The 19,580-nt window shown below is 72.0% G+C and carries 15 protein-coding genes; 3 read left to right on the forward strand and 12 right to left on the reverse strand.

Annotated elements, in window-relative coordinates; genetic code table 11:
• Nucleotides 1–52 precede the first annotated feature (52 nt).
• The gene (locus tag ACFYW7_RS14005; RefSeq protein WP_389501548.1) at nucleotides 53–3,184 is read right to left on the reverse strand and encodes an NACHT domain-containing protein; all 3,132 of its coding nucleotides are present in this window, start codon (nucleotides 3,182–3,184) and stop codon (nucleotides 53–55) included.
• Between the two features lie 833 nt (nucleotides 3,185–4,017).
• Between ACFYW7_RS14005 and ACFYW7_RS14010 the strand changes: the two genes are divergently transcribed.
• Nucleotides 4,018–4,701: a M23 family metallopeptidase gene (locus ACFYW7_RS14010; RefSeq protein WP_389501551.1), complete on the forward strand. Its 684-nt coding sequence runs from the start codon at nucleotides 4,018–4,020 to the stop codon at nucleotides 4,699–4,701.
• A 177-nt stretch (nucleotides 4,702–4,878) separates the two neighbouring features.
• On the opposite strand, the gene ACFYW7_RS14015 is transcribed toward ACFYW7_RS14010, so the two are convergent.
• On the reverse strand, nucleotides 4,879–5,472 hold the full coding sequence (locus ACFYW7_RS14015) for a TetR/AcrR family transcriptional regulator (RefSeq protein WP_389501553.1): 594 nt from the start codon (nucleotides 5,470–5,472) through the stop codon (nucleotides 4,879–4,881).
• Between the two features lie 178 nt (nucleotides 5,473–5,650).
• On the opposite strand from ACFYW7_RS14015, the gene ACFYW7_RS14020 reads away from it, so the two are divergent.
• A complete protein-coding gene (locus tag ACFYW7_RS14020) occupies nucleotides 5,651–7,246 on the forward strand; it encodes an MDR family MFS transporter (protein ID WP_389501555.1) in 1,596 nt (531 codons plus the stop codon).
• A 328-nt stretch (nucleotides 7,247–7,574) separates the two neighbouring features.
• Here ACFYW7_RS14020 and ACFYW7_RS14025 read toward each other — a convergent pair whose 3' ends face one another.
• From ACFYW7_RS14025 to ACFYW7_RS14060, 8 genes are all read right to left on the reverse strand, one after another.
• On the reverse strand, nucleotides 7,575–8,678 hold the full coding sequence (locus ACFYW7_RS14025; RefSeq protein ID WP_389501557.1) for a sensor histidine kinase: 1,104 nt from the start codon (nucleotides 8,676–8,678) through the stop codon (nucleotides 7,575–7,577).
• The gene (locus ACFYW7_RS14030) at nucleotides 8,671–9,384 is read right to left on the reverse strand and encodes a response regulator transcription factor (protein ID WP_389501559.1); all 714 of its coding nucleotides are present in this window, start codon (nucleotides 9,382–9,384) and stop codon (nucleotides 8,671–8,673) included. Before ACFYW7_RS14030 ends, ACFYW7_RS14025 begins: the two co-directional genes overlap by 8 nt.
• 81 nt (nucleotides 9,385–9,465) lie before the next feature.
• Nucleotides 9,466–10,170 (reverse strand): VanZ family protein, encoded by a 705-nt coding sequence (locus tag ACFYW7_RS14035; protein ID WP_389501561.1) that lies wholly within the window; start codon nucleotides 10,168–10,170, stop codon nucleotides 9,466–9,468.
• Nucleotides 10,171–10,490: 320 nt separating this feature from the next.
• On the reverse strand, nucleotides 10,491–12,011 hold the full coding sequence (gene cseC, locus ACFYW7_RS14040; RefSeq protein WP_389501563.1) for a two-component system sensor histidine kinase CseC: 1,521 nt from the start codon (nucleotides 12,009–12,011) through the stop codon (nucleotides 10,491–10,493).
• Nucleotides 12,012–12,018: 7 nt separating this feature from the next.
• A complete protein-coding gene (gene cseB / locus ACFYW7_RS14045; protein ID WP_389501565.1) occupies nucleotides 12,019–12,726 on the reverse strand; it encodes a two-component system response regulator CseB in 708 nt (235 codons plus the stop codon).
• 19 nt (nucleotides 12,727–12,745) lie between these two features.
• Nucleotides 12,746–13,396 carry a hypothetical protein gene (locus tag ACFYW7_RS14050; protein ID WP_389501567.1) on the reverse strand — a complete coding sequence of 217 codons (651 nt, stop codon included), beginning with the start codon at nucleotides 13,394–13,396 and terminating at the stop codon, nucleotides 12,746–12,748.
• On the reverse strand, nucleotides 13,384–13,935 hold the full coding sequence (locus tag ACFYW7_RS14055) for a SigE family RNA polymerase sigma factor (protein ID WP_389501569.1): 552 nt from the start codon (nucleotides 13,933–13,935) through the stop codon (nucleotides 13,384–13,386). The genes ACFYW7_RS14050 and ACFYW7_RS14055 overlap by 13 nt, the downstream gene beginning before the upstream one ends.
• A 317-nt stretch (nucleotides 13,936–14,252) precedes the next feature.
• Nucleotides 14,253–15,170: an A/G-specific adenine glycosylase gene (locus ACFYW7_RS14060; protein ID WP_389501571.1), complete on the reverse strand. Its 918-nt coding sequence runs from the start codon at nucleotides 15,168–15,170 to the stop codon at nucleotides 14,253–14,255.
• A 190-nt stretch (nucleotides 15,171–15,360) separates the two neighbouring features.
• Here ACFYW7_RS14060 and ACFYW7_RS14065 point away from each other — a divergent pair, with 190 nt between their 5' ends.
• The gene (locus tag ACFYW7_RS14065; RefSeq protein ID WP_389501573.1) at nucleotides 15,361–16,212 is read left to right on the forward strand and encodes a hypothetical protein; all 852 of its coding nucleotides are present in this window, start codon (nucleotides 15,361–15,363) and stop codon (nucleotides 16,210–16,212) included.
• Between the two features lie 213 nt (nucleotides 16,213–16,425).
• Here the strand turns inward: ACFYW7_RS14065 and disA are convergent, their stop codons facing one another.
• Together disA and radA are read right to left on the reverse strand one after the other, a co-directional pair.
• Nucleotides 16,426–17,550: a DNA integrity scanning diadenylate cyclase DisA gene (gene disA, locus ACFYW7_RS14070; protein ID WP_389501575.1), complete on the reverse strand. Its 1,125-nt coding sequence runs from the start codon at nucleotides 17,548–17,550 to the stop codon at nucleotides 16,426–16,428.
• Nucleotides 17,551–17,629: 79 nt separating this feature from the next.
• Nucleotides 17,630–19,039, reverse strand: coding sequence for a DNA repair protein RadA (gene radA / locus ACFYW7_RS14075; RefSeq protein WP_389501577.1), 1,410 nt, complete (start codon nucleotides 19,037–19,039; stop codon nucleotides 17,630–17,632).
• Nucleotides 19,040–19,580 lie beyond the last annotated feature (541 nt).

Genomic DNA, 19,580 nt, shown 5'->3' on the forward strand with positions numbered 1-19,580 from the left:
CCGGGACTTCGGTCCCGGGGCAGCCCCTTTTCCTTTCCCGGTGAGGGAGCGGTCAAAGAATGTTGTGGGTCCTCGTCGTCGTGTGATCGCCGGGCAATTGATCCGAGAGATGCTCCGGAGCGACGGCCGTCTCCGAATCGAGGACGAAATTGACCGTCCGCAGGTTCGGCAGCACGGACCGGAGCACGGACAGGTCCTCGTTCCCCGCCGGTTTCCTGAGCTCCAGGTGCTCCACCGTCGGCAGCGGCGGCGCCGCATCGAGAGCCTCCAGCGCGGCCCGGTGGATCCGCAGTTCCCTCAGCTCCGGCAGCGCGGTGACCTCGGACCAGTCGGCCCGGGTGAGCGCGCCGGGCATGCGGCTCAGCCACAGGGTGCGCAGGGACTGCCAGTGGCTCAGCCCCCGCATCCCGGTGTCACGGAGTACGTCCGCTCCGAAGGAGACGACTTCCAGGGGCGAGTCCAGGGGGAGGGCCTCACTGAGCGACCGGCCCGTGAGCAGGTCCCCGACGTTCAGCTCGCGCAGCGAGGTCAGCCGCGTCAGACCACCGGGGACCGGAGCCCGTCCCGGGGCGGACATCAGGGACAGCCTCCGCAGCGGCAGCTCGGTGAGGGGCGTGACGTCCTCGACCTCCGTGCCCTGATCGAGGTTGAGCTGCTCCAGCCGCCCTTGAGCCGTCAGGAAGTCCAGGTCGCGCAGACGCCTGTTGTACCGCAGCGCCAGATGTGTCACCTGGTCGGGTGGCAGGGCCGAACGCAGCTCCGCCGAGCCGAGGTCCCCGACGAGCTGGAGTCGGGGCCGGCCGCCCAGCTCGCGCAGCACGCGGAGCTGCTCGGTCGAGTGCGCGGTGAAGTACAGGCCGTCCGGGGCGAGATGGGCGACGACCTCGGAGGCGTACCTCTCCGTGTCGAACCGGTGCCAGCCCCAGCTGAGCTGCGCCCGTACGGGCAGGGACGGGTGCGAGCGGAAGCGGGCCAGCACCGGGACGGCCGCGTCGGTGCCGACCAGGGAGGCGGTGACCACCACGCCCCGGGCCTCGGTCTCGGTCAGCCCCTCGGGCCCGGGGAGCAGCTCCAGGACGAGGGGGCCGGCCTCGGCCAGGGCGCGGGCCTCCTCGGACGTCCGCGGCGGGATGAGCGCGGCAGCCTCGCCCTCCACCGCCGCCCGCACCTCGGGCGCGAGCTGCGTGGCGTGTTCCAGCGAGGCGAGGGCGAGTAGCCGTACGCGGGTCGCGGGCGCTCCTTCGAGCCGTGCCGCGGACTCGGTCATGGCTCCCAGCAACTCGGCCCGTTCCCGTGGGCGGGCATGGGCGACGGCCATCCGGACCACGTCCGCCCACTGGGACTCCCCGGCGTTGCGCACCAGCAGCCCGAAGTCCCCGTCCTCCACCGCGGCCTTGGCGCCCAGGTAGTCCTGGAAGGTGCGGTGGACGAACTCGACCGTGCCGGGGGCGGGTTCACGCAGGAGACCGCTGCGGAGGACGAGGTGACGCAGTATCTGTGAGGCGTCGCCCTGGTGGGCGGCGGCCGGGAGGGAGGGCAGCACGTCGGCGACGATCCGTTCGGCGCGGTCACGGTCCATCTCCACCCGGCTGTTGCGGATGAGCCAGTAGGCCAGCCGCTGGAGGAGCTGGATCTGCGGGAGTTCGGTGAGGTGGATGCCGTCCTGCCCGCGCTCCCGCCCGAACATGTCCCGTTCCTCGTCGCGGCGCGACAGTAGCATGGAGAGCGCGGCGTCGTACAACTCCTGTCTGCCGTAGGGCAGATAGCCCCGCCGGTCGCGGTGGAGCGCGCAGATCAGGCCGCACATCAGGTGGTTGGTGGCCAGCCGGCCGAGGTCCGGCTTGGTGCGGACGGCGTCGAGGAGGGAACGCTCGTAGCCGTCGAGGCGGTCCGTGTCCGAGGCGTCCAGGCGGGCCGCGGCATGCCAGCGGCGGACGAACGCGGTCACGTCGTCGGCGGTCATCGGGGACAGGACGAGCTCGGTGAATCCTTCGGGCGCGAGCCAGTCCTCCCGTACCGCGGAGGGCCGGGAGGTGACCAGCCACTGGTTGCCGGGGTAGGCGCAGAGGAGCTCGCGCAGCCAGCGGCGGGTGCCCTCGCGGTCGCGTTCGGGGATCTCGTCGAGGCCGTCGACGAGCAGCAGGCCCCGGCCGTGGCCGAGGACGCGGTCGGTCCAGCCGTCCGGTTGGACCGCGTGGAACGGGATCCGGACGGCGGCGAGGAAGGCGTCGGGGGCTGGCAGGCCGTCCGGGCGGCGGACGAGGGTGCGCAGCGGGAGGACGAAGGGGACGCGGTCTCCCCGTTCGCCGCGTGCCGCGGTCACCGCCAGCCACTGCACCAGGGTGGTCTTGCCGGAACCGGCCACGCCGCGCAGCAGGACCAGGTCCTGCTCCGTCAGGGCCTGTTCGGCGGGCAGGGAGGTGCCGGCCGACGCGATGAGCACGCCGTCGGGGGAGGCGGTCTCCTCGTCCTCCGTGGGGCGTACGGCCTGGAGGCTGAGGTAGGCGGCGTCCAGCGGCCAGCGTTCCGGGGAGTCGACGAGGTCGATGCCGTAGATGGTGAGGTGGCTGTGCCGGGTGGCGACATGGGCGAGGTAGCGCTCCTCGAAGGCCTGGTCGGTGCCGCCCGTCATGGGGGTCCGCGCGATCAACTCGTCCATCTTGGCGATGAGTTCGCGCTGTCTGCGGCTCTGTTCCACGAGGGTGCGGGGGACAAAGGTCGAGCGCTGCGTGAAGAAGTGCAGGATGTGGAGGCAGGCCGAGTCGAGCAGGCCCTCGTAGAGCAGCGTCGCGTCGAAGGACAGGTCGCGGTCGGGGTTCCCGCCGGCCGCGCGCAGGTGCAGGGCGAGCGCCCGGTGGCCGAGTTCCACCGCCTGGACGTCCGTCATGGTGAGGTCGCCCAGGGAGCGCAGGGTCGTGGCGAGGGCGTGGGCGACGGCCCGCTCCTCACCCGCGGTGACCGGACGTTCTTCGGTCCGTAGCGCCCGGCTGACCAACTCGGCCGAAAGAACGGCCAGTTCCTTCTCGCCCACGACCTGTTTCTCGCCCTTGAACGAGACGAACGCCGATATGCGGACGGGCCGGTCGACGAGTCCGGCCCCCGGACCCTCCGTCACGAAGAGTTTCCTGACGAGCGGCGCGGCCACGCTTGAGGCCAGGCGCGTGCCGATGGCTACTGGGTCCATGACGATCCCCCGGGAGAGCGATGAGCCTGTGGGGCAACCGTATGGTCCGGCGCCCGCTCCCCGCAGTCGAGCGCGGCGACAAGGCCGCCCGGGGCGGTCACCGGGTCGCCGGGCGCCCTGGACGGTCACCGGTCACCGGGCGATACGCGGCCCTTTCTCTCGGAGAGCCGGTCCGGACCGCACCGGCACCGGTGTCGGCGCCCGGCCGGGGCCTGGGCACCGGGCAGGTGCCGTACGGCCGTCGAAAGGGCGCGCTCCGGGGGGATCCGGGGCTGATCCGGGGCGCTGTGAGGGCCTGGCGCACCCCGCGTGGGGCGGGTCGGGGAGGCGGTGCGCGGGTTCGGGCGGCCGGGGTCGGCCGTGAAGGGCCGGAGGGTCTCTCAAAAGCCTTGCGGCCAGGGGCCGCAGCGTAGCCCGCGTCACATTCCGGGGGTCTCGGATCCGGTCCCCCGGTGACATGGGGCACAGGCGTTTTTGCCCCTACTAGGGCGGATAGTGGCACGCCCGGAACGGACATAAGGGACCTTTGGCCCAGGGCTCGAGGGTCGAACGGCGGGCCGTGGGGGCTGCGGCCCGGAAGGCAGGTTTAGCAAGGGATGCACTGGTCCGAAGTGGGCTTAAACCTGGATTCTCGCGCAAAAGCGACAAGATCCCTCGCCTGATGTCCGTGATGTCAAGGTTCATCAAGTTTCGCGATGAACTACTAGTTTGCGTCGTAGAAGGGGGGTTTGAGTGTGCCTGGGGGTGCGGGTTACCAATGAATGGCCCGCTCGGTGGCCGACACCGCACCGAGAGGTTGTTCAGCCCCCCGTCCCCGTCTCCGCGAGGTATTCATGTCGAAGCGCGTCACGTCCCGCAAGTCCCTTACGTCCAAGGTCCGCACCCGAGCGGCCGTCCTGGCCGTCGGCATGGGAGCCACGGTCGCACTGGGCGCAGGGGTCGCGACCGCCGCCGAAACCGGCCTCAACAGCGGAACCGTCACCGCGGCCAACGCCGTACAGACGCAGGCCGCCGCTCAGGCCAAGGCCGCCGCCGTGAAGAAGGCCACCGCCGTGAAGGTGGCGGCCGCGAAGAAGACCGCCGCCAAGAAGACGGCCGCCTCCTGGGTCGACCCGGTGAAGAAGTACACGCTGTCCGCCTCCTTCAACCAGGCCGGCGGCATGTGGTCCCACAAGCACTCCGGCCAGGACTACGCCGTGCCGATCGGCACCGACGTCGTCGCCGCCCACGGCGGTACGGTCGTGAAGGCGGGCGGCAACGGCGCCGGTGACGGTCCGGCGTACGGCAACGCCGTCGTCATCAAGCACGCCAACGGCACGTACTCGCAGTACGCCCACCTGTCGCGCGTCGACGTGAGGATAGGCCAGGTCGTCGCCACCGGTCAGCACATAGCCCTGTCCGGCAACACCGGTAACTCCAGTGGCCCGCACCTGCACTTCGAGATCCGCACGACCCCGAACTACGGTTCGGCCGTCAACCCGGTCGCCTTCCTGAACTCCAAGGGCGTCAAGGTCTGATCCATCCCGCGCCGGTGATCCGGCGCGGAGCCCCCGCGGGGGCGGCCCGAGGCGGAGCCCGGCGTCGCGAGACGACGCCGCGAGGCTCCGCCTTCGTGCGTGCCGGATCGTGCCGTGTCCGTGCCCGCGCGTACGGCGGGAGCGGCCCGGGCGTGCGGCGCGTCCCGCCGGGACGTCCTACGAAGCCCTGCCCTCGTGGGCCTGGGTCACCAGGTCGATCGCGACCTCCAGGACGGCCTTGCGCTTGTCCTCGGGGTCGCCCTCGACGTCCTTGAGGACGAACATGCCGGCGTGCATCGTGAAGAGCGCGCTGATGCAGCGGACCTGGTCGGTCAGCGGCGACTCGGGTTCCTTGATGATCTCCAGCATGCTGATCATCCGGTCCTTGAAGGTCTCGCCGATGCTCAGCTCGCGCACCGTCGCCTGGTTCTCCTGCATGAAACGGAAGAGCGGGGACGCGCCGCCGAGGGCGTTGCTGTAGCGGCGCAGCACCTCCTGCTTGGTCTCCAGGGTGTGCGGCTGGCCCTTGCCCCACTCGATCAGTTCGTCGAGCGGCCTCGTCAGATCCTCGAAGATGCTGATGAGGATCTCTTCCTTGGTCTTGAAGTGGTAGTAGAGCGCCGCCTTGGTGACGTCGAGGTGCTCGGCGATCTCGCGCAGCGAGGTCTTCTCGTAGCCGTGCTCGGAGAAGAGTTCGAGGGCCACGTCCTGGATGCGCTGCCGTGTGTCGCCCCGGCGCTGCCGCTTCGTGCCGTCCATCGTGCCGCCCATCCTCGTACTCCTCGCGCTTCCGCGCCGCCTGGGAACTTACCTGTCGTCCGGTCGGTGAACCTTTACACCAACTTGACGCCCGGCTAGTTACGGGGCTACTTTCCGTGAGTATAGTCAGCTTGCCGGTCGGCAAGTAAGTAGCCGAGCGGTGGCAGTGACACCTAGGGGAGTGGAAACGATGGCGGACACGACGAAAACGGTCGTACCGGCCGACGGGCAGGCCGGGAGCGAACCGGCGCCCCAGGAGGGGAAGCAGCAGCGCAGCGTACGGGTCGTCCTGTTCGCGCTCATGACCGCGATGATGCTCGCGATGCTCGACAACATGATCGTCGGTACGGCGATGCCGACGATCGTCGGCGAACTGGGCGGCCTGAAGCACCTGTCCTGGGTGGTCACCGGCTACACCCTCGCCACCGCGGCCTCCACCCCGATCTGGGGCAAGCTCGGCGACCTGTACGGACGCAAGGGCGTCTTCCTGGCCTCGATCGTGATCTTCCTGATCGGGTCCATGCTCAGCGGCATGGCCCAGGACATGGGTCAGCTCATCGGCTTCCGCGCCATTCAGGGCCTGGGCGCCGGCGGTCTCATGGTCGGCGTCATGGCGATCATCGGTGACCTCATCCCGCCCCGCGAGCGCGGCAAGTACCAGGGCATGATGGCCGGCGTGATGGCCTTCGCCATGATCCTCGGCCCGCTGGTCGGCGGCAGCATCACCGACCACTGGGGCTGGCGCTGGTCCTTCTACATCAACCTGCCGCTCGGCGCCATCGCCCTCATCGCGGTGACCGCCGTCCTGCACCTGCCGAAGAAGCGCGTCGAGGCGAAGATCGACTACCTGGGTGCCGGGCTGCTGACGCTCGGTATCTGTTCGATCGTCCTCGTCACCACCTGGGGTGGCACCGAGTACGCCTGGGGCTCCGCGCGGATCATGGAGCTGACCGGGATCGGCGTCGCCTCCCTCGTCGGCTTCGTGTTCTGGCAGACCAAGGCCGCCGCGCCGATCATCCCGCTGCACATCTTCCGCAGCCGCAACTTCACGCTGATGTCGATCATCGGCTTCATCACCGGCTTCGTGATGTTCGGCGCCGTGCTCTTCCTGCCGCTGTACCAGCAGTCCGTGCAGGGCGCGTCCGCCACGAACTCCGGTCTGCTGCTCCTGCCGATGCTCGGTTCGATGCTCACCGTCTCGATGGTGGCCGGCCGTGTCACCACCAACAGCGGCCGCTACAAGATCTTCCCGCTCGTCGGCAGCGTGCTGATGGTCGCAGGTCTGTTCCTGCTCTCGCTGATGGACACCGAGACGACCCGGCTCACCTCCGGGCTGTACATGGCGGTGCTCGGCGCCGGCATGGGCTGCCTGATGCAGATCACGATGCTCGTGGCGCAGAACAGCGTGGAGATGAAGGACATGGGCGTCGCGTCCTCGTCCACCACCCTCTTCCGTACGCTCGGCTCGTCGTTCGGTGTCGCCATCATGGGCGCGCTGTTCAACAACCGGGTGCAGGACGTCATGGCCGAGCGGGCCGGGGCCCTCGGCTCCAAGCTGACCGAGACGTCCGCGCAGCTCGACGCGGCGAGCATGGCGAAGCTGCCCGCGGCGGCGCGGGAGGCCTACCAGCACGCGGTGTCCTCCGGCACGCACAGCGCGTTCCTGCTCGGCTCCGTGGTGGCCGTGCTCTCGCTGGTCGTGGCGGTCTTCGTCAAGGAGGTCCCGCTGAAGGGCGCGGGCGCTCCGAAGTCCGCCGGGGACGGCGCGCAGGCCGAGTCGGTCTGACCCCGACCGCCCGTTTCCGCTCCACCGTGTTCCCCTGAGCACCACCGAACCGCCTGATACGAAGGCCCCCGGCGCCGTCCGCCCCGGGGGCCTTCGCCGTTCCCCACTACGGTCCGTGGCGCGGGCCGCGTGCCGTGGGGCGTCCCGCTGGCCGCCGCCGGAACGCGGGCCGGACGCGGGAGCCGCGGCTCGACGGGGCCGCCTGCGGCGTCCGGGCCGTCCGGGGGCGGGAGGCCGGGGACCCCAGGGGTCCCCGGGGACGCCGGAACCCGCCCGGGGCGACCGGGCTTCCGGCCGACGGTCCGGCGGCCCGCTCGGGGCCCGGCGCCTACGGCGTGCCGGGAAGCCGGACGGTGACGAGCAGACCGCCGCCCGGCCGGGGGACGAGGCCGAGGGTCCCGTCGTGGGCGCGGACGATGCCGGCCACGATGGCCAGGCCGAGGCCGACACCGGCGTGCTCGTCGGTGCGGACGCGCTCCGTCCCGCGCCGGAACGGCTCGGTGAGGGCCGGCACCAGTTCCGGCGGCAGCGGGCGGCCGGTGTTCTCGACCCGCAGCACGCTCGTGCCGCCGTCCGTCCCGGTGTGGACCGTCACCGTGCCGCCGTCGGGGAGGTTGTGGACCACGGCGTTCTGGACGAGGTTCGTCGCCATCCGCAGCAGGAGTTCCGCGGAGCCGCTGGTCCGGGCCGCCCCGCCGGTGACGTCGAGTGTGATCCGGCGCAGTTCGGCGAGGGGGAGCAGCGTCTCGGCGGCCTCCTCGGCGACGAGGGAGAGGTCGACGATCTCGCGGGGAAGGTCTCCGCGGTCGCTGCGGCTGAGCAGCAGGAGCGCCTCGGTGAGGTCGATCGCCCGGGAGTTGACGGCGTGGAGGCGTTCGACGAGTTCGTCCCGGTCCCGGGTGGGGTCCTGGCGGGCGACCTCCAGGAGGGTCCGCGAGATCGCCAGCGGGGTGCGCAGTTCGTGGGAGGCGTTCGCGGCGAACCGCTGCTGCTCGGTGACCTGGGACTCGAGCTGTTCGAGCATCGAGTCGAACGCGTCGGAGAGTTCGCGGAATTCGTCCTGGCGGCCCTTCATACGGATCCGGTGGGACAGCGACCCGTTCCCGGCCGTGCGTACCGCGTCCGTGATCCGGGTGAGGGGCGAGAGCATCCGGCCGGCGAGGACCCATCCGCCGAGGAGGCCGAACACCAGGAGGAAGGCCAGGGAGACGGCCGCGGCGGGGGCGAAGCCGCGCAGCAGGTCGGAGCGGTTGGGCCCCACGATGATCACGGCGCCGTACGCGTTCTGGAGGGATCTCGGGTCGCTGGTCGGCAGCCAGCGCAGCACGAACACCCACATGACGACCAGCAGGAGCGTGCCGGCGACGAAGAGGAAGCCGGCGTAGCTGAGGGTGAGCCTCAGCCGGGCGCTGTGCCCCGGACGCCTATCCACGCGTACCGCCGGGGTGGTCGGGGTCGAGACCGGTCTCGGGGACCGTCCCGGTGTCGATCCGGTAGCCGACACCCGGCACGGTGGCGATGATCCATGGTTCGCCGAGCCGTTTGCGCAGCGCGGAGACGGTGATGCGGACGGCGTTGGTGAAGGGGTCGGCGTTCTCGTCCCAGGCCCGCTCCAGCAGCTCCTCGGTGCTGACGACGCCGCCCTCGGCGCCGACCAGGACGTCGAGCACGGCGAACTGCTTGCGGGTGAGCGCGACATAGCGTCCGTCGCGGAAGACCTCCCGGCGGAAGGGGTCCAGCCGCAGGCCCGCGATCTCGCGCACCGGGGGCCTGGCGTACGCGCGCCTGCGGTCGAGCGCCCGCAGCCGCATGACGAGCTCCCGCAGCTCGAAGGGCTTGGTGAGGTAGTCGTCGGCGCCGAGCCCGAACCCGGACTCCTTGTCGTCGATCCGGTCGGCGGCGGTGAGCATGAGGATCGGCATGCCGCTGCCGGAGGCGACGATGCGCCGGGCGACCTCGTCGCCGGAGGGGCCGGGGATGTCGCGGTCGAGGATCGCGAGGTCGTAGGAGTTGACGCTCAGCAGCTCCAGGGCGGAGTCGCCGTCACCGGCGATGTCCGCGGCGATCGCCTCCAGCCGCAGACCGTCACGGACGGCTTCGGCCAGGTAGGGCTCGTCCTCCACGATCAGTACGCGCATGCCCGAAGCCTAAGCAGCGCGGCCGGCCGTCGACGGCCACGAGGACCCGTGCGGGAACCCGTGCGCACCGGACACACGGGCTCAGCCCGCCGGTTCCAGCGCGGGGCGGGGCAGCTCCGACGGAGCCTCCGGCGTGGTGCGCCACCAGCGGCGCGACGCCAGCGCGGCCAGCACGGCGCCGGCGGCGTTGACCAGGACGTCGTCCACGGAGGACACCCGGTCCAGCCACAGGACGTACTGCGCGACCTCGACCAGGACCGAGCAGCCCGCCCCGAGCGCCAGGATGCGCGGCACGGACGTCAGCGCCCTGAACCGCATGGGGGCGAAGAACCCCAGTGCCGCGAAGACCAGCAGGTTGCCGACGATCCCGCCCGACCCCATCGTCACCAGGTCCCGCAGCGGCACCAGACTCACCCGGCGGGGGGCGACCCCGGGCGCGGCGCCCGGCATCATGGTCATCCACAGGAACGGCACCGTCCCGTGGACCATGCCCACCTCGGCCAGCGACATCCGCCAGGCCGGGGAGACCCCGGCGGCACGTCGGCGGCGGGCCAGCGCCCACACCACCAGCGCGGCCGCCGGCAGCGCGACCAGCGTCATCAGCACCACACCGTTGAAGGTGTCGTAGCAGCCGTGCCACCGCCCGGCCGCACACCTCGGGGCGGACATCATCAGCGGCCGCCGCAGGACGAACAGGGCGCCCGCCAGGCCGAGGACGGCCAGGACGAGGACCACGATCCGGCGCGTGCGGCCGGGCGGTGCCGGCAGGGGTGCGTTGGCGTTCATACCGCCATTGGAGCCCGAGGGGCGTTGCGGGGGCGTATGCGGTTTTCGATACGCCCGCGATACACGGAGCCCCGGCAGACCGAGGAACCGGAGCGGTCCGGTGCGGCCCGGACCTGTGCGGTGCGGTCCGGTGGGGGTCCGGCTCGGCTCGGCCTGGCCTGGCCAGGCCAGGCCAGGCCCGGCCCGGCGAGGTGCGGCGAGGCCCGGTACGGCGAGGTCCGGCCCGATGTGACCCGGACCGGCGCGGCGGGGGAGGGGGCGGCCGGCTCGGCTTCCGGCAGCCCGCCCCCTCCGGCTGCCCCGCGCCCGGTCGCCCCCGGCTACTTCGCGGACGCAGGCAGGATCGGATAGCTCCCGGTGTTCGTCGGCGCGTGCTCCGGCAGCCACAGGACCGCCACCGCGCCCTCGGCGGGTACGTCGCCGGGGGCCCCGGCGGGCCGTACGTTGCGGAAGGTCAGCCGGGCGCCGAGCACCCGGGCCTGGCCCTCGGCGATGGTCAGGCCCAGCCCGTGGCCGTCCCCCGCGCGGTCGGTGCTGCCCGTGCGGAAGCGGCTGGGCCCCTCGGCGAGCAGCTTCTCCGGGAAGCCGGGGCCGTGGTCGCGGACGCGGATGACGCGCCCCTCGACGGTCACCTCGATCGGCGGCCTGCCGTGCCGGGCCGCGTTCGCCAGGAGGTTGAGCAGGACGCGCTCCAGCCGGCGCGGGTCCGTCGTGACCTCCGACTCGTGCACGACGCGCACCTCGACGTCCGCGCCCTTGGCGGCCACCCGCCGGGTCACGAACTCGCCGAGCATGAGGTCCTGGAGCTCGGCCCGTTCGGAGGCGCCGTCGAGCCGGGCGACCTCCAGGACGTCCTCGACGAGGGTGCGCATGGCCTGCGCCCTGTCCCGTACGAGCTCGGTGGGGCGGCCGGGCGGCAGGAGCTCGGCCGCAGTGAGCAGCCCGGTCACCGGGGTGCGCAGTTCGTGGGCGATGTCGGCGGTCACCCGGCGCTCGGCCTCGATGCGCTGCTGGAGCGCGTCGGCCATGGCGTCCACGGCACGCGCGAGGTCGTCGGTCTCGTCGAGCACGACACCGCCGATGGCGTCCCGGACCCGGACGTCCGGCTCACCCTTGGCGACCCGGTTCGCGGCGGCCGCCGCCTTGCGCAGCCGGCGCGACAGCTGGCCGCCGATGAGCACCCCGAGGGCGCTGCCGCCGAGGACGACCGCGATGGAGCCGATGATGAGCGCCCGGTCGAGGTCCTCCATCACGTCCGCGTTGCGGTCCGTGAACCGCTCGTGCCAGGACAGCACCTGGCCGTTCCTGAGCGGTACGGCGGCCCAGATGTCCGGCACGCCGCCCGCGGTGTCGGAGACGTAGGTCGCCCGCCGTCCCTCCGAGACCTTCGCCAGCAGGTCCGCCGGGATGGCGGGGTCGTCGACCCTGGCACCGAACGGCGGCTGCCTGCCCGGCCCGTACATGCGCTGCGCGAGCTGGATGCGCTCGTCGGCCAGATCGCGCGAGTTGTCCAGCATCGAGACACGGGCCGCGTTGTGCACGACCAGGCTCAGCGCGATCGCGACCAGCGCGCCGACCAGGGCGATCGCCGTGCTGAGCTTCCAGCGGATGCCCGTGCGGATGCTCGTACCCGAATCCGCTCCCCGGTAGATGCCTATGCCGAGACTTCTGCCCCGCAGGACACATCCGCCTCCGCGCCCGCCTCCGCCCGCGCCCGGACGTCTCCCCGCCACCGATTCGCGCCCCCGCACCTGCCCCGGAACCTGTCCGTGCGCCTGTGCCTGCGGCTGTGCCGGGACCGTGGGCTTCCCCGGAGCCGAGCGCCGAAATATCCCCCGCATACCCGAATCAGGCCTTCAACTTGTAGCCGAAGCCGCGGACCGTCTCGATGCGGTCCTGGCCGATCTTCGTACGAAGCCGCTGCACATGGACGTCGACCACCCGGGTGTCCCCGCCCCAGCCGTAGTCCCACACCCGTTCGAGCAGCTTGTCGCGGCTCAGGACCGTCCCGGGCGCGGCGGAGAACTCCAGGAGCAGCCGCATCTCGGTGGGCGTCAGGGCCACCTGCGCTCCGTCCCTGCGCACCTCCATGCCCTCGGTGTCGATCTCCAGGTCACCGAAGGCGAGCATCCCGCCGTCCACCGGCCCGGCCCCCTCGGCCGCCCCGCCCTGGCCGCCGCCCGCGTGCCCGAAGCGGCGCAGCACCGCGCGGATCCGGGCGACCAGCACGGCGCCGTCGAAGGGCTTGGTCACGTAGTCGTCGGCACCGGCCTCCAGGCCGAGCACGACGTCGATCGAGTCCGCGCGCGCGGACAGCATGATGACCGGCACGGTCGACTCGTCGCGGATGCGGCGGCACAGCGAGACGCCGTCGAGTCCGGGGACCATCACGTCCAGCAGGGCGATGTCGGGGCGGTCGGCGCGGAACGCCTCCAGGCCCGAGAGCCCGTCGGGCATGGCCGTGACCGCGAAGCCGTCGCGTTCCAGGGCGAGTTGTGTGGCCTCGCGGATGACGTCGTCGTCCTCGACGAACAGGACGTGGGTCTGCTCTGCCATCCGGCTGTTCCGTCCGCTCTCAGTTCGCGTCGGGGGCGGACGAACTCGCACCGCCCACCGCGTTGCTGTAGTCGTTGTGGATCCGGGACCGCTCGACGAAGCGGGTCGCGGACCAGCCGTAGGTGATCACTTCCTCGCTGGAGGGGTACGACACCGGGTCGCCCTTCTCGTACAGCTGCTGGGTGACCACCAGATCGCCCCGGTCTATCTCGGCGTAGACCGGCGGCTCCTCGGCCCTGAACACATTCTGGTACCCGCCGTTCTCCGCGCGATAGACGTACGAGCCGATGCCCACGGCGTCGGCACAGGTCATCACGTTGATCACTATGTCGTTCGACGATCCGCCGGTCAGGCTCCCGTACGACACGTCGACCGGGTACTCGTCGGCGACACACGGCTTCAGGTCGCGCTTGACGGCCTGGCTGACCGTCGGGTCCGCCTTGACGATCCTGACCGCGTCGACCCGCCGGGGCGCCCGGCTGGGCGAGCCGGAGACGACCGGCGTGGAACCGCTCTTGGCGACCGTGTCGCTGCCCGCCGGACCCTCGTCACGGGCGCCGGTGCCGCCGGTGGCGCACGCGGTCACGAAAAGGCCGAGGGCGGTGAACCCGGCCGCAGCCGAACTCCCCGCCTTCAGGGCACCTCTGGCCCGGACTCCTAGGCCGCGCAACGCTCCCGCTCCTTACTCGCTTCGAGCGCGCGGGCGGCGCTCTCCTCGTGGTCCCGGCTCTCCAGCTCCTCGCGGAGCCGCGCCAGCGCCCGGTGCAGTGTGCTCTTGACCGTTCCGGCCGACATGCCGAGCGCGGCGGCCGTCTCCTCCGTGGACATCTGCTCCCAGTGTCGCAGGACCACGACACTGCGCTGCTTGGGTGCCAGCACCTTCATGATGTCCATCAGCAGCGCGCGGTCCGCGTGCTGCTCGGTGGCGTCCTCCACGCTCGCGTCCGGCAGCTGCTCGGTGGGCACCTCTTCGAGCTTGCGGGCGCGCCACCACTCGGTGCGCGTATTGATCATCACACGGCGCAGGTAGGCGTCGGCCAGCCGCTTGTCGGCGATGCCGTCCCAGCGGCCGTACGTCCGTACGAGGGCGGTCTGGAGCAGGTCCTGGGCGTCGACCGGGTCGGGGACCAGGCGGCGGGCACTGCGCAGCAGCGCGTCCTGCCGGGTGCGGACGTACTCCTCGAATTCGAGCACCTCACCGTGCGCCATGACCAACCGCCTCCATCCCCGTTTCCGGCCTGACCCCCGCCGGTTGTCCCTTGCCTGCGAACCGCCTTTCCGCGGCCGCTGGTTGCGGCCCTTCCTGCGGTACGGCAATGAAGCTACGGAGGGGTTGTCACGGGGTTGTCCGAGACAGCCTGCGGCCAGCACTCGGCTGTCCGTCGGTTGTGTAACGGTTGTAGGCGCGGGGTAAAGCGCGGGGGACGTTCGTCCGGTTTGGCGCCGGTTCGGGGTCGCCGTCGTGCCGCGGCCGAGCCGTAGCCGTGCCGCGGCCGTGCAGCCGCTGTGCCGCCCCTGTGGGACGGCTATGCGGTCGGGAGCCGGTACAGACCGCCGGGGAGCGGCTCCACCAGTCCGTCGGCGACGAGTCCGTCGAGCGCCCGGGCCCGCTGGACCGGCTCGTCCCACACCCGGTCCAGCGCGGTCTGCGGAACCGGCACATGGGCCTCCCGCAGGACGGCCAGCAACTTGCCGCGCACCTGACGGTCGGTGCCCGCGTACGTCTGGCCCTTGCGCGGCGGCCCCTCGTGCTCCGGCTTGCCGGCCAGCCGCCACGCGCACTGCGCGGCGATCGGGCAGCGGTGGCACGTCTCGTTCCGCGCCGTGCAGACCAGCGCGCCGAGCTCCATCGAGGCGGCGGCCCAGCGCGAGGCCGTGCTCTCGTCCTCGGGCAGCAGGGCGCGGGCGAGCCTGCGCTCGGCGGCGGTGGTGGCGTTCGGCGGGTACTGGACACCGGTGACGGCACGGGCGAAGACCCGGCGGACGTTCGTGTCCAGCACGGGATGCCGCTGGCCGTAAGCGAACGACGCGACCGCCGCCGCCGTGTACTCCCCGATACCGGGCAGCGCCAGCAACTGCGCGTGCTCCGTGGGTACGTCGCCGCCGTGCCGTTCCGCTATGGCGACCGCGGCGCCGTGCAGGCGCAGGGCGCGGCGCGGGTAACCGAGCCGTCCCCAGACCCGGACGGCCTCGCCGGGAGCGTCCTTGGCCAGGTCGGCGGGGCGCGGCCAGCGGGCCAGCCACTGCTCGTACACGGGCAGTACACGGTTGACCGGGGTCTGCTGGAGCATGAACTCGCTGACCATCACGGCCCAGGGGCCGGCATCGGGATGCCGCCAGGGCAGATCGCGGGCGTGCTCGTCGAACCAGGCGATGACGGGGGTGTGGAGGTTCTCGCCGGGAGCGTTCCGGGTGGGCTCGGTGAGTCTGGTGGGTGCAGTCATGGCTCTGTCGATCCTGCCATGCGACGGTGGGGATACGGGCACGACGCCGGGGGCGGGCGGTGGTGAAGACGGTCCCGGGCGGCCGTCCTGGCGCCGGAAAGGCCGCCCGCCGGAATGATGATCCGGAAAAGTTGGATCGAGGCGGCGGGTGGAGCGAACGGCGGGGCGGATCTCTCGTACAGTTTGCGCCGTGGGATCTCTGCGCAATCCGGTCGGGCCGCTCCCCTCCACCATCTACTGGCGTCGGAGGGCCGTTCTGCTGTCCGTACTAGGGCTGTTGGCGCTGCTGACGGTCTGGGTGGTCGGGACCGGCGGTGGGGCCGGCAACAACAACGGCAGCGGGTCGAACGGCAAGAACCCCGCGTCCTCGATCACTCCCGGTCCTTCCGGTTCGGGTCCCGCGATCAGTCAACACCCGGGCGGCCGCGACGAGTCGAGCGGCGCCGCTGACGACGGCGGCGACGGTGAGGGGTCCGGCGGCGGGGGCGACGGGGGTTCCGGTGACGACTCCGGCGACGGTTCGGACGACGGGTCCACGGGTTCCGGCGCGAGCACCGGCGGCGGTTCCGGCGAAGGGGCCGGGGACGGCTCCGGGATCGGGGTCGGCTCGGGCGATCAGCTCCCGGTCGGCTCCACGCTCCCCAACTGCACCGCGAACAGTGTGAAGTTGACGCTCAAGAGCGAGCGCAACTCGTACGCCCCCGGTGAGCGGCCCACCATCGAGATCCTCGTCAAGAACTCCTCGGGCGGCGACTGCAAGGTCGATCTCGGCCCGAAGGACACTGTTCTGACGATCACTCAGGCGGGCGACGACGACGACATCTGGGCCTCGGACGACTGCCCGAAGGCAACGGCGGGCGCCCTGTACCGAGTTCCGGCCGGCAGCCAGGTCACCTACACCGTGAAGTGGGACCGCAAGCCCGGAGCCCCGGAGTGCGCGACGCCCCCGGCGGGTTCCGCCCCCGCCGGAACGTACCTGGTCGAGGCCAAGGCGCCGGGCCTGGCGAAGGCGCAGACGTCGTTCGTCCTCTCCAAGGACTGAGGACCGGCCGGCCCTGGCCGGAGGGCCGAAGGCCTTCGGCCAGGGCTCGATCTCGGGATCAGGCTCGTCCGGGGCTCGATCTCGGGCTCGGAGGGCGTACCGGGTCCGGTGCCCGGAGGCGGTACGCCCGTCGGCCGTTCCCGACCACGGACCGGGCCCCGCACCCGCGGAGCGAGCCGGACGGGGGCGGAAAGCCCCGGGGACCGACCCGTCCTAGACGTAGCGCTCCAGGATCGAGGACTCCGCCAGCCGGGACAGCCCCTCGCGGACGCTGCGGGCCCGTGCCTCGCCCACGCCGTCGACCGTCTGGAGATCGTCCACGCTCGCGGCGAGCAGCTTCTGGAGCCCGCCGAAGTGCTCCACGAGCCGGTCGATGATCGCGCCGGGCAGCCGCGGGACCTTGGCGAGAAGCCGGAAGCCGCGCGGGGAGACCGCGGAGTCGAGCGCCTCGGGGGAGCCGGTGTAGCCCAAGGCCTTCGCGACCGTGGACAGTTCGAGGAGCTCCGCGTGGCTGAGCGCGTCCAGCTCGAAGAGCGCCTCGTCGACCGTGCGGGAACGCTTGGCGGTCGGCTCGGGCACGTAGTCCCGGACCACCAGCTCGCGATCGGGCTCGACGCCGGCGATCAGCTCGTCGAGCTGGAGGGTCAGCAGACGCCCGTCCGTCCCCAGCTCGACGACGTACTCGGCGATCTCGGTGGCGATACGGCGCACCATCTCCAGACGCTGGGCGACCGCGGAGACGTCCCGGACGGTGACGAGGTCCTCGATCTCCAGCGCCGACAGCGTGCCCGCGACCTCGTCCAGACGGAGCTTGTAGCGCTCCAGCGTGGCGAGGGCCTGGTTGGCCCGGGAGAGGATCGCGGCCGAGTCCTCCAGGACGCGGCGCTGACCGTCGACGTACAGGGCGATCAGACGCATCGACTGGGAGACCGAGACGATCGGGTAGCCGACCTGCTTGCTCACCCGGTCCGCGGTGCGGTGCCGGGTGCCCGTCTCCTCCGTATGGATCGTCGGGTCGGGCACCAGCTGCACGCCCGCCCGGAGAATCTTGGTGATGTCCTTGTCGAGAACGATGCCGCCGTCGAGCTTGCACAGTTCACGCAGACGGGTCGCGGTGAACTCGACGTCCAGGACGAACCCGCCCGTGCACATCGCTTCGACGGTCTTGTCGGAGCCGAGCACGATGAGTCCGCCCGTGTTGCCGCGGAGAATCCGTTCAAGCCCGTCGCGCAGCGCCGTGCCGGGCGCGACGGCGCTCAGGGCGGCGCGCATCAGGCCATCGGCACCGGAGCTCCCACCGGACTTTCCGGGAGCTGCTGCCCGGTCGTTGGCTGCCACTGCACTCCTCCGGTCGAGGTTCTGGACGCCCGCTTCGCGCACACTCGGTTCGTACGGGCGGGCGAGACCAGGGCAAAGTCTACCGGCGCTGCTCCTCGTCCCGTGGGGCCTCTCTGCGACGCGAGCGCGGAAGGACGCTCAGCGCCGCGCCGATGTCGGCCACTTCCAGCACCTTCATACCGGCCGGGACCTTGCCGGGATCGGTCGGTACGAGCGCGTGGGTGAAGCCCAGACGGTGTGCCTCGGAGAGTCTGCGCTGGACCCCCGTGACCCGTCTGACCTCGCCCGCGAGCCCGACCTCGCCGATCGCCACGAGGTTCTTGGGCAGCGGGGTGTCGCTGGCCGCGGACGCCAGGGCGAGCGCGATGGCGAGGTCCGCGGCGGGCTCGGAGAGCTTCACTCCGCCGACCGTCGCCGAGTAGATGTCCCGCTTCCCGAGAGCGCTGATCCGTCCGCGCTGCTCCAGGACGGCGAGCATCATCGAGACACGGGAGGTCTCCAGACCGGATGTCGTACGGCGCGGGGAGGGGATCTGGGAGTCCACGGTGAGCGCCTGGACCTCGGCGACCAGCGGCCGGCGGCCTTCGAGGGTGACGGTCAGGCAGGTGCCGGGCACGGGCTCGGTGCGACGCGTGAGGAAGAGCCCCGAGGGGTCGGTGAGGCCGGTGATGCCCTCGTCGTGCAGCTCGAAGCAGCCGACCTCGTCCGTCGTCCCGTAGCGGTTCTTGACGCCCCGGACGAGCCTCAGGCGGGCGTGCCGGTCGCCCTCGAACGACAGCACGACGTCCACGAGGTGTTCGAGCAGCCGGGGTCCGGCGATCGCGCCGTCCTTGGTGACATGGCCCACCAGCAGGGTGGCCATGCCCCGCTCCTTGGAGGCCCGGATCAGCGCGCCCGCCACCTCCCGGACCTGCGCCATGCCCCCCGGCGCGCCGTCGATCTCCGGGGAGGCGATGGTCTGGACGGAGTCCAGGATGAGCAGCGACGGCTTCACCGCGTCCAAATGGCCGAGGACGGCCGCCAGGTCGGTCTCCGCCGCGAGGTAGAGGTGGTCGTCGATCGCCTTGATGCGGTCCGCGCGGAGCCGCACCTGGCTCGCCGACTCCTCGCCCGTCACGTACAACGTGCGGTGCTCGTCGCTCGCCGACTTGGCCGCCACGTCCAGGAGGAGGGTGGATTTGCCGACGCCCGGTTCGCCGGCGACGAGGACGACGGCTCCGGGCACGAGACCGCCGCCCAGGACCCGGTCCAGCTCGGGCACGCCGGTGCTGCGGGCGGTCGCCTGCCGGCCGTCGACCTGCCCGATGGGCACCGCGGACGTGGTGACGCGTCCCGGTGCCGTCGTGCGGACAGCGGGCGTGCCGTACTCCTCGACCGTCCCCCAGGCCTGGCACTCGGGGCAGCGGCCGAGCCACTTCGCCGTCTGCCAGCCGCACTCGGTGCAGCGGTAGGACGGCCGGTCCTTCGCGGTTTTCGTACGGGCAGCCATGGACGAACCGTAACCGCCCCCACCGACAACCCGGCACGCACCGGTACGACCGGCGCCGATCCCCCCGCCCCCGCGCCGACGCGCCCGCCCTCCGAGCCGCCCGCCCGCGCCTTCCCCTCCGGGCGTCCGCCACCCGCCCGCGCTCTCCGCGCCGCGTTCCGGGCCGCCCGTTCGCGCACTCCGAGCCGAGTCGGCCGAACCGCTGATGTCAGGGGGCGCCGAGCTCTCCGGGCGTCCTGAGGCCGGCCCCTGGAACCCGGTCGCCACGGCCCCGCGCTCCGTCACCCGGTCCGTGCGGCCCGTGCGGCCCGTGCCGTGACACCTCTGTCCGCACGGCCGTCCCGTGACGCCTCGGTCCGTGCGGCCGTGCGCCGGACCTTCCCGTCGTCGGCCCGCAGCCGGGCCCCCGCCCTGCCCCCCGTTCCGCCCCCGCGACCGGGTTTCCGTACGGTCCTCGGCGGCCGATCTGCCATCGAGTGCCATCGACTGCCATCGCCACCGGTGACGGCCCAGGCCAGGGGTCCGAGGTTCCTGTCCTCTT

The sequence above is a fragment of the Streptomyces sp. NPDC002580 genome, from assembly GCF_042889485.1.
Lineage (GTDB): Bacteria > Actinomycetota > Actinomycetes > Streptomycetales > Streptomycetaceae > Streptomyces.